Raw genomic sequence first — 15,871 nt, forward strand, 5'->3', positions numbered from 1 at the left:
GGCATAAGAAGTTATCATGTAGTCCATAATCTTTTGACAGTCAATTGTACAATAAAATAGTTATATCGAACTCACGTTAAGATAGTAAATTGGGAATAGTCGAGAAAATGTTCTCAAATCTCTCAACTACTCCCAAAATAACAACAATAGTTTTTAAAATTTATTCTTCCTTCAGCCTTTCTTTCAATACATTCAATTGCTTTTGAAGCTGAATTACATACAAGGTCAATTCTTCAATTTTCTCTTGCTGTTTTGTGGTAATATCGCCGAGCTCCAAACCTTGTGTTTCAACGGTTTCTGCAGAAGGAATATTTGGTAAGTGACCATTTTTCTCAATAAAATCAGCAACTTCATGAATACTTAAAAGCTTATAATCATCTTCAAAAACATAATCTGCCCAACCTGTACGTACACGAATTTCTTCTGAAATTGTTCCACCTTTTACAAACATACTGTATGCGCTTAAATCAAGTGCGCCTAAAGAAGTAATTAAGTTCTTTGTATTGATTCCTATTTTGTTCGAAGAAAAATCTCCGTAAATCAATGGTGTTGCATTGTAATTGTTGTCAATATACAATTTATGACTTCCAGTTTCGTTCTTTCCAGAACCAGAGCCAATAAACACATTATCGGAACCTGTAAAATTCCAAATTCCAGCATCTTTTCCTATGTATACGTTTCTGCTTCCGCTCGTACTATTATAGCCTGCGTAAAAGCCAAGATACACATTGCTAACGCCACTCGTGTTTTTATATCCAGCATTCGATCCAAAAAAAGTATTTCTATTTCCGGTACTATTGAGACCAGTTTTACTTCCCATAAAAGTATTGCGAATGGAAGTTGTATTATTCTTTCCTGCGGAAAAACCAATAAATGTATTATCGTTACCTGTGTTGTTCTGTCCAGCTGATACGCCAAAATTTGAATTATTCGTTCCGCCTGTTCCAGAATTTGTCCCCAAATTTGTGTTCTGAGCAGTTGCAGGAATTGCACTGGCAACTAAAAGTGATACAAATAACACCTTACTTGTAATTATATTTAAAATTTTCATCTGTGTATTTTTAATGTTTGTTAGACGTTTTTTTAGTAGCTTTCTTTGCGGCAATTTCGGCTTTAATAGCCTGTAGTTGCTCGTTCAAGTCAATAATATAAAGTGTCAACTCTTCAATTTTCTCCTGTTGTACTCTTTTAATATCACCCAATTCAATTCCTGATTTTTGTACCGCCTCTGCGGAAGGAACATTTGGTAAATGACCATTTTCTTTAATAAATGCTTCTACATTTTCAAGTGACATCAATTGGTAGTCTTTCTCAAAAACATAATCTGCCCAACCTGTTTGTGTACGAAGTTGTTCGGTGAGCAATCCACCTTTTATATATAAGCTATAATTACTCAAATCTTCACCGTTCAAGCTGTTTGGTAAATTTTTAGTGTTAATTCCTAGTTTATCAGATGCAAAATCACCGTAAATTAAAGTTGTAGTCGTCAGGTTATTGTCAATAAGAAGCTTGTTGTTATTAGTGCCATTCGTTCCTACTTGATTTCCTACAGAATATCCAATAAATACATTTCCTTGTGTATTTCCTTGTGACCAACTTCCAGTTCTATCACCTATAAAGACATTCTGATTTGCATAACCAAACGTGTTGCAAGAGCTGCAATTCCCAATAAATACATTCTTACTTCCTTGTGAAAGTTGATCTCCAGTTTCGGCTCCAAAAAATACATTTCTTGAACCAATGAGTCCACTTTCATAACCAATAGAAGTATTTGTATTTGCGGAAGATGAGTTGTTGTTTCCAACGCGATGTCCCATAGCAACATTATTATTTCCGCTGCTTGTCTGTATCGCATAGCCAAAATAAGAATTGTTTCCTCCAACAGGATATGTTAGTGCTCCAAAAGCGGTTGATGTTTGTGCAGTCATGCTTGAAGTACTCAGGATGCTCAAAATGCAAAACAGCGTGTAAAGGCTATTTTTTTTATATAAAAATTTCATGATGTTTAAAATTTGTTCCTTACTCTTTTAATGAGGCTTTTCAGGTTTCGCCTAAAATTTTACAGATTTCTTTACTCAAATCTGTTTCTTGTGCAGAAGTGTGAATCAATTTTTAATGAACTTTTGTACAAATGATTTGCTTCCTTTCTTCTCATACACTTTTAAAACGTAGATTCCTTTTGGTAAAGAAGAAACGTTTAATGTGGCTTTTGAAGCATTTTTTTGTTGAATTTCTTCAGAATATACCATTGTAGAAGAGTTTAAAGTATACACCTCTGCGCGAACATCTGAATTCCAAACACCTGTCTTTAATGTAATAGTTAGAGCGCGTGTTGTTGGATTAGGATAGAGTGTGAAGTTTGTATCTTTAGTAGTAAACAATTGTGTATTTGTTTTTTTCTTTCCAGTAATAGGAATCGAAAGAAATAAAGTGCCGCCCTTTTCTACTGTGAACCCTTCTTTCAAGGTTGTTCCTGTTGCATAATAATTCGCAACTCCTTCTGAGAAAATAGTGTTCACTGCAATAAGATTTCCTACAGTTGCTGCGGTATCGAATTGGTCTGCATAAACGTCATTTTGGATGTATAAGTCATAATCAACAGGATCAAATTGTGCTTGACAGTTATATGTTGTTAAAAAATATAAACTCACAGTTATTAAAATATATATAGTGTTTTTCATGGTTTTACTTATTTGTTTCTAATTCTCTATTAATAGTGTCAATCTCTTTCTGAATTTCAATCACATACAACATTATTTCTTCAATCTTTTCTTGTTGTCTCTTTGTGATATCACCAAGTTCAATACCATCGGTTTCTACTGCTTTTGCAGAAGGAATATTTGGTAAATGACCATTCTTTTCAATAAAATCTGCTACCTTTTCAATAGATAATAAGTGATAGTCTTTCTCAAAAACATAATCTGCCCAACCTGTTTGTACATGTACTTCTTCGGTTAAAATTCCACCTTTTACATACAAGCTATAGGCAGATAAGTCTGCACTTCCCAACTGATTAATTAATTTATTTGTGTTAATACCAACTTTCTTTGTCGAAAAATCCCCATAAATCAAAGGTGTGGCTGTGTTGCTATTATCTATATATAACTTATCGTTTCCGCTCTCATTCGCTCCAGCAGTATGACCAATAAATACATTTCGTGTGCCGTTATTATTAGAACCTGCGCCATCACCGATCATCACATTGTTCGATTTTTCATTAGAATATCCAGCAGCAAAACCCATATATAAATTATCGTTCCCAGAAATATTTCTAAAACCTGCAGTCGTACCTAAAAAACTATTTCTAGAGCCACTTTGCATGTAATATGCTGAATATGCTCCTGCGGAAGTATTAAAATCTCCAAAAGCTAATCGAGCTGCTCTTGAGCCAACATAAGTATTGTCGTCTCCAGCAGTAGTTTGTGTATTGCCAGCAGTATATCCGAAATTAGAATTTCGGTCTCCGTTGGTTCCAGCATTTTGACCATACGAAGTTGTGTCAGTTTGTGCAATTACAAAAGCTGTTGTAAACAAACAAAAGCAACAAGTAATTGCGAATAATGATATTTTTTTCATGAATAAATGTTTTAAATTGATTTTTGTGCGATTAAAAAGAATGTGTTTTTGAAAGCAATTCGGTTGAAATTTAACCTGTGCCATGGAGGTTTCTTTGTGTTTTTTTTGGTCATAACATACTTGTTTGAAATTAATAATATCTCAAAGTTGTTGATTAATAGGTTGCTAACAAATAAAAGCTATTGATGGTTTATGAAAACAGAATAATTCCCAAAAGAAAATGAAGTTTTAAAAAGCGATACGTTAAATAAATAGAAAGAAAGTACATTATATTTTTTCCTTTAACCTCAGACATTTAAATTTGCAAATTCATATTGCCTACAATTGCTTAAGAAGCTAAGGCGATGAAACCTATTCCATATGAGTAATACAGAACGTAAAAGGAGAGAAGCTCTTGTATATCATGCAAAACCAGAACCTGGTAAAATAAAAGTAGTTCCTACTAAAAGATATTCTACTCAACGTGATTTATCATTAGCCTATTCACCTGGTGTTGCAGAACCTTGTTTAGAAATAAAAAAAGACAAAAAGAACGTTTATAAATACACTACAAAAGGAAACTTAGTAGCTGTAATATCAAACGGTACGGCAGTACTAGGTTTAGGTGATATTGGTCCAGAAGCTTCAAAACCTGTAATGGAAGGGAAAGGATTGCTCTTTAAAATATTTGCAGATATTGATGTGTTTGATATAGAGGTTGATACAAAAGATGTTGATCAATTTATTGAAACAGTCAAAAACATAGCGCCAACTTTTGGAGGTATCAATCTAGAAGATATTGCAGCTCCAGAAGCATTTGAAATTGAGCGTAGACTCATAGAAGAATTAGATATTCCTGTAATGCACGACGATCAGCATGGAACAGCCATTATTTCGTCTGCAGCTTTGCTTAATGCATTAGAATTAGCAGAAAAAAACATAGAAGAAGTTCGCTTTGTAGTATCTGGAGCAGGTTCTGCAGCAATTTCTTGTATGAATTTATATGTGTCACTAGGCGCGAAACTGGAAAATATTGCGATGTTTGATGTAGATGGATTACTCCATAAAAATCGAACCGACTTATCGCCAATGCAAGCGCATTTCAGAACAGCAAAACATTATGATTCTCTAGCAGATGCAATGAAAAATGCAGATGTATTTTTAGGGCTTTCTGTAGGGAATATTGTCTCGCAAGATATGATTCGTTCTATGGCAAATAACCCAATTGTATTTGCAATGGCAAATCCAACACCAGAAATATCATACGATGAAGCCATTGCTTCAAGAGAAGATATTATCATGGCAACAGGTAGATCAGATCATCCAAATCAGGTAAACAACGTACTTGGTTTTCCATTTATATTTCGCGGTGCATTAGATGTTCGTGCAACTAAAATCAATGAAGCTATGAAAATGGCTGCTGTAAAAGCACTTGCAGCTTTAGCAAAAGAGCCAGTTCCAGAACAAGTAAATATTGCTTACGGAGAAACAAAACTCAACTTCGGAAAAGATTATATCATTCCAAAGCCATTTGATCCAAGACTTATAGCAAAAATACCACCAGCAATTGCAAAAGCTGCAATGGAATCAGGTGTAGCTACTGAACCAATTGAAGATTGGGCACGTTACGAAGATGAATTGCTCCATAGGTTAGGAGCTGACAATAAAATTATTCGATTATTACACAAAAGAGCCAGGACAAATCCGAAGCGAATTGTATTCTCTGAAGCTGATCATTTAGATGTAATGAAAGCTGCTCAATATGTGTATGACGAAGGAATAGCAATTCCAATTCTTTTAGGAAGCGAAAAAGTAATTCACCAATTAAGAGATGAATTAGAATTTTACGGAGATGTAGAAATTATTGATCCTAAAAGTGATGAGCAAGCGGAAAGACGTGAAAAATTTGCTAAAATCTATTGGGAAACCAGAAAACGCAAAGGAGTAACACAAATTGATGCACAAAAGAAAATGCGAGAACGTAACTATTTTGCAGCAATGTTGGTAAATGATGGTTATGCTGACGGATTAATCTCTGGGTATTCCAGAAGTTACCCAACGGTTGTAAAACCAATGTTAGAACTCATAGGAACAGCAAAAGGTGTGAAAAAAGTAGCGACAACAAACTTAATGATCACTGAGCGTGGACCAATGTTCTTGTCAGATACTTCAATAAACATTGATCCGTCTGCGCGAGAATTGGCAAAAATTGCTCAAATGACAGCGTTGACAGTCAAAATGTTTGGACTAGAACCAAATATTGCTATGTTGTCGTACTCAAACTTTGGTTCGTCAGATCATGAAAACGCTAAAAAAGTAAGTGAAGCTGTCGAATATCTTCACAGATACTACCCAGATATCAATGCCGATGGTGCAGTGCAGTCCGATTTTGCTTTAAACAGAAGCATGCTTTCGGAAAAATTTCCGTTCTCAAAACTAGCAGGAAAAGAAGTAAATACGTTGGTTTTTCCAAACTTAGATGCTGCAAACATTACTTATAAGCTTATGAAAGAGCTAAATAAAGCAGATTCTATTGGACCAATTATGCTAGGAATGAGTAAGCCAGTCCACATATTACAACTTGGTGCTAGTGTAGATGAGATGATTAATATGGCGGCTGTAGCAGTGGTTGATGCTCAAGAAAAAGAAAAGTGGCAACAACGAAAAGAGGAATTATAGTAAAGAAGTATACCTTATTAGTATATTAAAGCCGTAAATGGGTAAGTAAATGTGAATAAATTTATTACATTTGGGACTTTAACTAGCAACTAATAAATGATTACTCATATAAAAGGGAAGCTCGTAGAGAAAAATCCAACAGATGTAGTGATTGATTGTAATGGAGTTGGATATTTCATCAACATCTCTCTAACTACGTATTCGCAAATCCCGAATCAAGAAAATATAAAATTATTTACACACCTTCATGTTCGAGAAGATGCGCAGACATTATATGGTTTTTTTCAAAAATCAGAACGTGCTGTGTTCCGTTTATTAATCTCAGTTTCTGGAATTGGAACAAGTACGGCTCGTACTATGTTATCTTCCTTAACATCCGAACAAATATGTGAAGCAATTGGCTCAGGTGACGTTCCTACCATTCAGGGCGTAAAAGGAATTGGAGCTAAAACAGCACAGCGAGTTATCATCGAATTAAAAGATAAAGTCTTAAAATTATACGATCTTGAAGAAGTTTCAATGTCTCCGAACAATACAAACAAAGAAGAAACGTTATCTGCTTTGGAAGTATTAGGTTACACAAGAAAGCAATCTGAAAGAATCCTCGATAAAATAATTAAAGAAATGCCAGACGGAAGTGTAGAAGAATTGATCAAAATGGCATTAAAAAACTTATAGTTACTTTGAAAAATATTACCAACCTAATAACAAAATATTGCAAAAATACGCTTGTCGTATTCACTTTGTTATTTACCATCATACTCTCGGCACAAGAAACCGAACCGACAGATCCAAATGAATCACAAACAGGTTATGCTATTGGGAAAATAAAATTAAAAGATCCTTCTAGTATTATCTCAAAATATACCTACGATCCAAAAATAGATCGTTACATCTACACAGAAACAGTTGGGAACTATGATATTCGATATCCGTTAATCTTAACGCCAAAACAATATCGTGAGTTATTGTTAAAAGAAAGCATGAAAGATTATTTCAAAGAAAAACTTAATGCTATTTCTGGTAAAAAAGATGGTTCGGAAGATGCACAGAAAAACCTATTGCCAAAATTTTATGTCAATTCAAATTTCTTTGAAAGTATATTTGGAGGAAACACCATTGAAGTAATTCCGCAAGGTTCGGTAGCAATGGACTTAGGAATTCGTTTTCAAAAAAATGACAATCCAGCATTATCACCAAGAAACCGAAGTAACTTAAGTTTTGACTTCGATCAGCGAATTAGTTTAAGTTTACTAGGTAAAGTAGGAGAGCGATTAAAGATTAATGCTAATTATGACACTGAGTCTACATTTGACTTCCAAAATCAAATCAAATTAGAATATACGCCAACAGAAGACGATATCCTTCAAAAAATAGAAGTAGGTAACGTGAGTATGCCGTTAAACAGTTCGTTAATCACTGGAGCACAAAGCCTATTTGGAGTAAAAACAGAATTGCAATTTGGAAATACTCGTATTACAGGAGTTTTCTCAGAACAACGTTCGCAAACAAGAACCATTACAGCGCAAGGTGGAGGGACAATTGAAGAATTTGCGCTATTTGCATTAGATTATGATGAAGATCGTCACTTCTTCCTGTCACAATACTTTAGAGATCGTTACGATACAGCTTTAGCAAATTATCCATTTGTGAATACTCCAGTAGAAATTACAAGAGTAGAAGTTTGGGTAACGAACCGTTCGGCACAAACCAACAATGTGCGTAATATTGTAGGTTTACAAGATTTAGGAGAAGCTAATCCTGATAGAACGAAGGTGAATCAATATTCACCATTTCCAGGAGAAGCAACATTCTTTAACTCTGCGAATCCAGATCAATTTCCAGACAACGAAAACAACGACTATAACCCAGAATTAATCGGTACAGGTTCTGTTTTAACAGATGATATTAGAGATATTGCAACGATTCAACAAGGATTTGGAGCACTTTCTGGAAACGTACAACAAGGGTTTGATTATGTATATCTTGAAAACGCTCGAAAACTAAACGAAAACGAATATAAAGTACATACTAAATTAGGGTACATTTCCTTAAATCAGCGTTTGAGTAATGATGAAGTATTGGCTGTAGCTTTTCAATATACGGCAAACGGTCAAGTGTTTCAAGTTGGTGAATTTGCCAATGGAGGAATTGACGCAACGCAGGTAACAAACACAGATACGGATGGAAATCCAACACAAATAGAAAATCAAAACTTAGTAGTAAAATTATTAAAAAGTGCCATCACGGAAGTAAATGATCCAATTTGGGACTTAATGATGAAAAACATCTACTCTACAGATGCATATCAACTAAGTCCAGATGACTTTAGATTAAATATCTTATATACTGATCCTTCTCCTGTAAACTATATTACAGCTGTAGATGGCGGACCTGCATTACCAGCAGATGTAGCGGATGAAATACTCTTAAAAGTATTTAATTTAGATCGATTAGATATTTATCAGAATCCACAAGCTGGTGGAGATGGTTTCTTTGATTATTATCCTGGACTTACTGTCGATCAGGAATTTGGGCGAATCATATTCACAACCGTTGAACCTTTTGGGGAATTCTTATTTGAGAAATTAAGAAACGCTGCTTCAGAAAATTATGACATACCTGCCAATTACAATGCCAATCAATCGCGATATGTATATCGATCAATGTATACAGAAACAAAAGCAGGTGCGTTAGATGATGCAGAACTAAATAAATTTCAGTTAAAAGGACGTTACAAATCACAAGGTGGAGACGGAATTCCATTAGGAGCATTCAATGTTCCAAGAGGTTCTGTAGTAGTAACTGCTGGTGGACGTGTTTTACAAGAAGGAATAGACTATACTGTAAACTACCAATTAGGACGTGTGCAAATCTTAGATGAAGCATTAAAAGCATCAAACACACCAATTGATGTTTCGGTAGAAAATAACTCACTATTTGGTCAGCAAAACAAAAGATTCACAGGGATTAATGTTGAACATCAGTTTAGTAAAGATTTCTTAATTGGAGCAACTTATTTAAACTTAAATGAGCGACCAATTACACAAAAAGCAAACTACGGTGCTGAACCTGTAAACAATTCAATCTTTGGGTTTAACGGAAACTACTCAACAGAAGTTCCTTTCTTAACACGATTGGTAAACAAATTACCAAACGTAGATACAGATGTAGCTTCAAATGTTTCCATTCGTGGAGAATTTGCGTATTTACTTCCTGGAAGTCCAAAAAATGCAGATTTTGAAGGAGAAGCAACAGCATATGTTGATGATTTTGAAGGTGCGCAGTCTGCAATCGATATCAAATCACCATTAGGTTGGTTTTTAGCGAGTGCACCAGGAACGCCAGGAAATACATTAGGTGATAACTTAGGTGGAGAATTTGGAAACGACCAATTGCAATATGGTTTTAATAGAGCAAAATTAGCTTGGTATACAATTGATCCAATATTTTATGGAAATCAAGCGCCAGGCGGTATTAGTGATGATGATGTTTCTACAAATGAAACACGTAGAATATTTGTAGATGAAATATTTCCACAAACAGATATTGCTCGAGGGCAAACAACGATACAAACTACTTTAGATTTAGCATATTATCCAAACGAAAGAGGTCCGTATAACAACAATCCAAATTTTGTTGCGCAACCAGATCAAGACAGTTGGGGAGGAATTATGCGTCCAGTAACTACTACAAACTTTGAACAAGCAAATGTTGAATATATTCAATTTTGGGTGTTAGATCCTTTCTTCAATGAAGATGGAACAACCAATACCGCTGGATCAGGAGAATTGGTATTAAACATTGGAAATATTTCTGAAGATATCCTTAAAGATGGTCGTAAGCAATACGAAAATGGTTTGCCAGAAGCAGATGCTGTAAACCCATTGGTTACACAAACTGCTTGGGGAGAAGTGCCGCAAACACAATCATTAGTATATGCGTTTGACTCAGAAGATGCAAACAGACAAGTACAAGATGTTGGATTAGATGGTTTGGCAGATGATGAAGAAGGAGCAAAATATACAAACTATGCTGCAGAAGCCGATCCTGCAGGAGATAACTATCAGTACTTCTTAAATGCAGATGGAGATGTATTAAATCGTTATAAAAACTACAATGGTACGCAAGGAAACTCTCCAATTGCAGTAACTGATACTAACAGAGGTTCTACAACAGTTCCTGATGTGGAAGATATCAACCGAGATCAAACAATGAATACGATTGATAACTACTATCAGTTTAGAATTCCATTAAGATCTGGTTTAGATACGGCGTCAGAAACATACATTACAGATGTTCGTGATGTACAAAACTTAGAAGCTCCAAATGGAGGAACTGTAAATGCACGTTGGATTCAATTCAAAATTCCAATCTCAGACTTCCACAAATCACCTGATGCAACCGTAACGCCAGACGAAAAAATTCCTTTAAATGACTTACGTTCTATTCGTTTTGTGCGTATGTATATGACAGGATTTAGTGAGCCAACAGTATTGCGTTTTGCTACATTAGACTTAATTCGTGGAGATTGGAGACGTTACAATCTTACTTTACAAGATAACGAAGATGATCCACAAGATGGAGCGGATGCAAACACGCAGTTTGATGTAAATACTGTAAACATTGAAGAAAATGCAAACAAAGATCCAATTGGATATGTAGTGCCACCAGGAGTTGTACGTGAGCAATTGAATAATAATAATACGGTGATTCGTCAAAATGAACAATCATTAGCAATGTCAATATGTAACTTAGAATCGGGAGATTCGCGTGGTGTATTCAAAAACATAGACATTGATTTACGACAATATAAAAACTTAAAAATGTTTGTCCATGCTGAGTCATTAGCGGGTCAAACGCAGCAACTCGGAGATCAACAAGCAGTTGCTTTCTTGCGATTTGGTAATGACTTTACGCAAAACTATTATCAAGTTGAAATACCATTAAACGTAACATTAAATGATGAATCTTCTGCGGAAGATGTTTGGAAGAATGAATTTGATATTCCATTAGCACTATTAACACGAATAAAAGCCGCAAACTTTAACAATGCAACAGGTGCGACAGAAGTTGCTTATTATAATGAAAATGCAGATCCAATTGTAAACCAATTTGCTGATTATGCTTCAGACGAACGTATGCGTATTGCTATTATTGGTAACCCGACAATTGGTAGAGTTCGTTCTTTAATGGTTGGTATCAAAAATGCTACTGCTGATGGCTTGGATGCTACAGATACGCCTATTGGCGGAATTCCACTCTGTGGTGAATTTTGGTTTAACGAATTACGTTTGGCAGAATTAGAAAACCGTGGAGGTTGGGCAGCTGTAGGTTCATTAGATGCAAACTTAGCAGACTTTGCAACAGTTTCTGCATCAGGAAGAATTAGTACAGTTGGTTTTGGAAATATTGAACAATCTCCGAACGAAAGAAGTAGAGAAGATGTAAAGCAATATGATGTAGTAACGAATATTAGCCTTGGACAATTACTTCCGAAAAAATGGGGAATCAAAATTCCATTTAACTATAGTATAGGTGAAGAAATTATTACGCCAGAATTTGATCCATTCTATCAAGATATTCGTTTAGAAGACCGATTGGATTTAGCTGCAACAGAAGCTGAAAAAGATAGGATTACAGAAGAAGCAATCGATTATACGAAGCGAAAAAGTATCAACTTTATTGGAGTTCGTAAAGAACGTGGAGCAGAACAAAAAGCACGTTTCTATGATGTAGAAAACATTACATTATCTTATTCATACAACGAAACAGAACATCACGACTACGAAATCAAATCGTTACGTGATCAAAATGTACGTGCAGGATTAGATTATAACTTTAACTTTCAGCCAAAATCAATAGAACCTTTCAAAAAGAACGATTCATTATTTACTGGAAGATACTGGAAATGGTTAAAAGACTTTAACTTCAATCCGTTACCAACTAGTATTTCATTAAACTCTAACATTACAAGAAGTTTCAATGATCAAATTTATAGAGATCCATTATTGCCAGATGCGCAAGCGGAAAACTTACCGCGTTTACAACAACGTAATTTCTTGTTTGATTGGTCATATGCAATCAACTATAACCTAACAAACTCACTGCGTTTCAACTTTACAGCAGCGAATAATAATATTGTCAACAATTACTTTGATGAAAATGGAGACATTGATGTTGACTTTGGAATTTGGGATGGATTCTGGGATATTGGAGATCCAAACACACATACACAATCATTGCAATTAACATACGATTTACCGCTAAATAAAATACCAACTTTTAGTTTCCTTGATGCAACTTATAGTTATACGGGAGACTTTAATTGGCAACGTGGTTCGGATGTATTGCAAGAAGTGGCAGGAGAACGTTTAAATACGATTCAAAACGCAAACACGCATAATATAAATGCGTCTTTAGATATGACAAAATTCTATAAATACTTAGGTTTTGTGAGAAAGCGTAAAGGAAATAGAAAAACAAACTTGCGTAGTAGTTCTAAAAGACCAGGAGTTCCTACAGATGGAACTGCAGATAAAGGGAAGAAGAAAACGTCTAATAAAGCAAGTGTTGGAACAAAAATCTTCAATACAGTTGTTGATATTTTTGGAAGTGTAAAACGAATCAATGTAAGTTACTCTGAAAACAACGGTAAAGTATTACCTGGATATACTCCATCTATTGGATTTATTGGAACTCTAAAGCCTTCTGTTGGATTCGTATTTGGTAGTCAAGCAGATGTTCGATATGAAGCCGCAAGAAGAGGATATTTGACAGAATTCACAGAGTTTAACCAGCAATTTACACAAGTACATAATAAAAACTTAGATATTACGGCAATGGTAGAGCCGCTTAGAGATTTAAAAATTGATGTGGTTGCAAATCGTAACTATTCAGAAAACTTCTCGGAGCAATTCAATGTACAAAACGGTGAATACATATCATTATCGCCAAATGGCGCAGGAAATACCTTTGGAAACTTCGGAATTTCTACGCTATTGATAAAAACAGCATTTAAACAAAGCGATGAAAACCAATCGGTAACCTTCGAAGATTTTGAAGAAAACAGACAAATCATTGCACGTCGTTTGGCAATTGCTAACGGACAACCATTAACAGATACAGACGGTGATGGTTTCCCTGACGGATATGGAAAAACGAATCAGGCGGTATTACTTCCGGCGTTTTTAGCTGCGTACACAGGAAAAGATGCTAACGACATCAAGTTAGGCGCATTTAGAGATGTGCCAATTCCAAACTGGACAGTAAAATATACTGGTTTAATGCGATTAAAATGGTTTAAGAAGCGTTTCAAGCGTTTCTCATTATCGCATGGATATCGTTCAAGTTATACGATTAACTCGTTTAGAAACAACTTAGATTTTGATGCTGCCAATCCATTTGCAGAATCAAACAAAGATCAAGGAGGAAACTTCCACAATCAAAATATCTTTTCTAATATCAACTTAGTGGAACAATTCAATCCGTTAATTAGAATTGATTTTGAAATGAAAAACTCAATTAAAGTTTTAGCGGAAGTAAAACGTGATCGTGCATTATCATTAAGTTTTGATAATAACTTACTTACAGAAGTTTCTGGAAACGAATACATCGTAGGATTAGGATATCGTTTCAAAGATGTTCGAATTGATACACGAATTGCAGGAAAGAAAACAACGTTAAAAGGAGATTTAAACTTAAAAGCAGATTTATCTCTTAGAGATAACATAACAATCATCAGAAGCTTAGATTTATTCAATAATCAGGTAACTGCAGGACAAACATTATGGTCGTTAAAATTTACAGCAGACTATGCGTTAAGTAGAAACTTAACAGCTTTATTTTACTATGATCATACTTTCTCAGAATTTGCGGTTTCAACAGCATTTCCACAAACAACAATTCGATCTGGAATTACGCTTCGATACAATTTTGGAAATTAACAATACTACAGGTTGAAAACTTAAAGAGAAAGAATTACATTTGCTCAGACTATAACACTAAATAACACACATAAAATGAACATACCAGCAGACTTAAAATATACAAAAGACCACGAATGGGTAAAAATTGATGGTGATATTGCTACCGTTGGAATTACTGACTTTGCTCAAGGAGAATTAGGTGATATTGTATATGTTGATGTTGAAACTTTAGATGAAGAAGTTGATAAAGATGAGGTTTTTGGAACTGTAGAAGCAGTAAAAACAGTATCTGACTTATTTATGCCATTATCTGGAGAAGTAATCGAGTTAAACGAAAAACTTGAAGACGAGCCAGAATTAGTAAACAAAGATCCTTATGGAGAAGGTTGGATGATTAAAATTAAAATCTCTGATGAATCTCAAATAGAAGGATTACTAACTGACGAAGCATACAAAGAAGTAGTTGGTGCGTAAATATTTATTTTCCATCTCCGCAATTGCATGGACTATTTTTATTACAATTATTAGTTTAATATCGCTAAAGGATGCACCTAAAATAGGAATTTCCTTTGCAGATAAATTGGTTCACGGATTTGTATATTTTCTCTTTACAATTGTTTGGTTCTTTGCCTTTTCAAAAGGTTTTGCTACAACATTTTTAAAGAAAAATGCATTGGTATTAAGTGCTATTTTTGCAATCATTTATGGTATCTGTATTGAAATAATGCAGGCTACTTTAGTTGAAAACAGACAAGGAGATTTGGAAGATGTAATCGCAAACACACTTGGTACAATACTTGCAGTTATTGTATTAAAGTGGTTAATTGCAAACAATAGAAAGTTAAAAACACAGAATTAATTGTTTTTTTTGCTAATAAATAATTAAATTAGCAACCATTAAAACTATATTATTATGGAAGCAAAAAAGAATCCAGATGTTGATTTAAGGAAAAATAGCTTTTTCTATCTAGCCTTAGGTTTAGCATTAGTGACATTTCTTATCTGGCAAGGTATGGAGTGGACAGCTTACGATGAAGTGACAAAAGAAGAGGTAGTTGACATGATTGAAGACGATGATGAAGAAATGATCATCACGCAACAGTTACAACAACCGCCACCACCGCCACCGCCACCAGCTCCGGAAATAATCGAAGTTGTAGAAGATGAAGAAGAAGTGGAAGAAACAGTAATAGAATCTACGGAAACTTCTGAAGAAGAAGTAATTCAAGAAGTAGAAACTGTTGAAATTGAAGAAGAAGAAGAAGTTATTGAAGATGTACCATTCTCAGTAATTGAAGATGCACCAATCTTTCCTGGTTGTGAAAAATACAGCAGTAAAAAAGAAAGAAAAAAGTGTATGTCTGAAAAAGTACAAAAGCACGTTAATAGAAAGTTTAATACAGAATTAGCTTCTGATTTAGATTTAGAAGGTGTACAAAAAATATTCGTAGTATTTAAAATCGATAGATCAGGAAATATTACAGATGTGCGTTCAAGAGCACCACACCCAAGATTAGCAAAAGAAGCTGAAAAAGTAATTAGAAGTCTTCCTAAAATGAAGCCAGGAAAACAAAGAGGTAAGCCAGTAGGTGTAAACTATACGTTACCAATTGTTTTCAAAGTGCAGTAAGCTAGAAAACATAAAAATATAAAAGAAAGCCTGAGTAATTTACTCAGGCTTTCTTTTTTGGTACGTTTCTTGTGAGGTT

10 protein-coding genes are annotated in these 15,871 nt (G+C 34.7%); 6 read left to right on the forward strand and 4 right to left on the reverse strand.

Annotated elements, in window-relative coordinates; all coding sequences use genetic code 11:
* Nucleotides 1-160 precede the first annotated feature (160 nt).
* From ACOQOS_RS17595 to ACOQOS_RS17610, 4 genes are all read right to left on the reverse strand, one after another.
* Entirely contained in the window at nt 161-1,051 is an 891-nt protein-coding gene (locus ACOQOS_RS17595) for a hypothetical protein (RefSeq protein WP_420571784.1), read from the reverse strand.
* 10 nt (nt 1,052-1,061) lie between these two features.
* Entirely contained in the window at nt 1,062-1,928 is an 867-nt protein-coding gene (locus tag ACOQOS_RS17600) for a hypothetical protein (protein WP_420571785.1), read from the reverse strand.
* A 177-nt stretch (nt 1,929-2,105) separates the two neighbouring features.
* A complete protein-coding gene (locus ACOQOS_RS17605; protein ID WP_420571786.1) occupies nt 2,106-2,681 on the reverse strand; it encodes a T9SS type A sorting domain-containing protein in 576 nt (191 codons plus the stop codon).
* A gap of 4 nt (nt 2,682-2,685) precedes the next feature.
* Entirely contained in the window at nt 2,686-3,576 is an 891-nt protein-coding gene (locus ACOQOS_RS17610; protein WP_420571787.1) for a hypothetical protein, read from the reverse strand.
* A 360-nt stretch (nt 3,577-3,936) separates the two neighbouring features.
* On the opposite strand from ACOQOS_RS17610, the gene ACOQOS_RS17615 reads away from it, so the two are divergent.
* From ACOQOS_RS17615 to ACOQOS_RS17640, 6 genes are all read left to right on the forward strand, one after another.
* Nucleotides 3,937-6,234 (forward strand): NADP-dependent malic enzyme, encoded by a 2,298-nt coding sequence (locus tag ACOQOS_RS17615; protein WP_420571788.1) that lies wholly within the window; start codon nt 3,937-3,939, stop codon nt 6,232-6,234.
* 96 nt (nt 6,235-6,330) lie between these two features.
* Complete coding sequence (gene ruvA, locus ACOQOS_RS17620; RefSeq protein WP_420571789.1) at nt 6,331-6,912, forward strand: Holliday junction branch migration protein RuvA; 582 nt, start codon at nt 6,331-6,333, stop codon at nt 6,910-6,912.
* Nucleotides 6,913-6,917: 5 nt separating this feature from the next.
* Nucleotides 6,918-14,180, forward strand: a complete 7,263-nt coding sequence (gene sprA / locus ACOQOS_RS17625) for a cell surface protein SprA (RefSeq protein ID WP_420571790.1) — start codon at nt 6,918-6,920, stop codon at nt 14,178-14,180.
* A gap of 75 nt (nt 14,181-14,255) precedes the next feature.
* Nucleotides 14,256-14,636, forward strand: coding sequence for a glycine cleavage system protein GcvH (gene gcvH, locus ACOQOS_RS17630; RefSeq protein WP_420571791.1), 381 nt, complete (start codon nt 14,256-14,258; stop codon nt 14,634-14,636).
* A complete protein-coding gene (locus tag ACOQOS_RS17635; RefSeq protein ID WP_420571792.1) occupies nt 14,629-15,021 on the forward strand; it encodes a VanZ family protein in 393 nt (130 codons plus the stop codon). Before gcvH ends, ACOQOS_RS17635 begins: the two co-directional genes overlap by 8 nt.
* Before the next feature lie 54 nt (nt 15,022-15,075).
* Nucleotides 15,076-15,792: an energy transducer TonB gene (locus tag ACOQOS_RS17640; protein ID WP_420571793.1), complete on the forward strand. Its 717-nt coding sequence runs from the start codon at nt 15,076-15,078 to the stop codon at nt 15,790-15,792.
* Nucleotides 15,793-15,871 lie beyond the last annotated feature (79 nt).

It is taken from the genome of Kordia sp. (genome assembly GCF_965224175.1).
Lineage (GTDB): Bacteria > Bacteroidota > Bacteroidia > Flavobacteriales > Flavobacteriaceae > Kordia.

Coding starts and splice junctions, on each gene's coding strand:
- ACOQOS_RS17595 (WP_420571784.1), bottom strand. CDS start 1,051: ATGAAAATTTTAAATATAATTACAAGTAAGGTGTTATTTGTATCACTT.
- ACOQOS_RS17600 (WP_420571785.1), bottom strand. CDS start 1,928: ATGACTGCACAAACATCAACCGCTTTTGGAGCACTAACATATCCTGTT.
- ACOQOS_RS17605 (WP_420571786.1), bottom strand. CDS start 2,681: ATGAAAAACACTATATATATTTTAATAACTGTGAGTTTATATTTTTTA.
- ACOQOS_RS17610 (WP_420571787.1), bottom strand. CDS start 3,576: ATGAAAAAAATATCATTATTCGCAATTACTTGTTGCTTTTGTTTGTTT.
- ACOQOS_RS17615 (WP_420571788.1), top strand. CDS start 3,937: ATGAGTAATACAGAACGTAAAAGGAGAGAAGCTCTTGTATATCATGCA.
- ruvA (WP_420571789.1), top strand. CDS start 6,331: ATGATTACTCATATAAAAGGGAAGCTCGTAGAGAAAAATCCAACAGAT.
- gcvH (WP_420571791.1), top strand. CDS start 14,256: ATGAACATACCAGCAGACTTAAAATATACAAAAGACCACGAATGGGTA.
- ACOQOS_RS17640 (WP_420571793.1), top strand. CDS start 15,076: ATGGAAGCAAAAAAGAATCCAGATGTTGATTTAAGGAAAAATAGCTTT.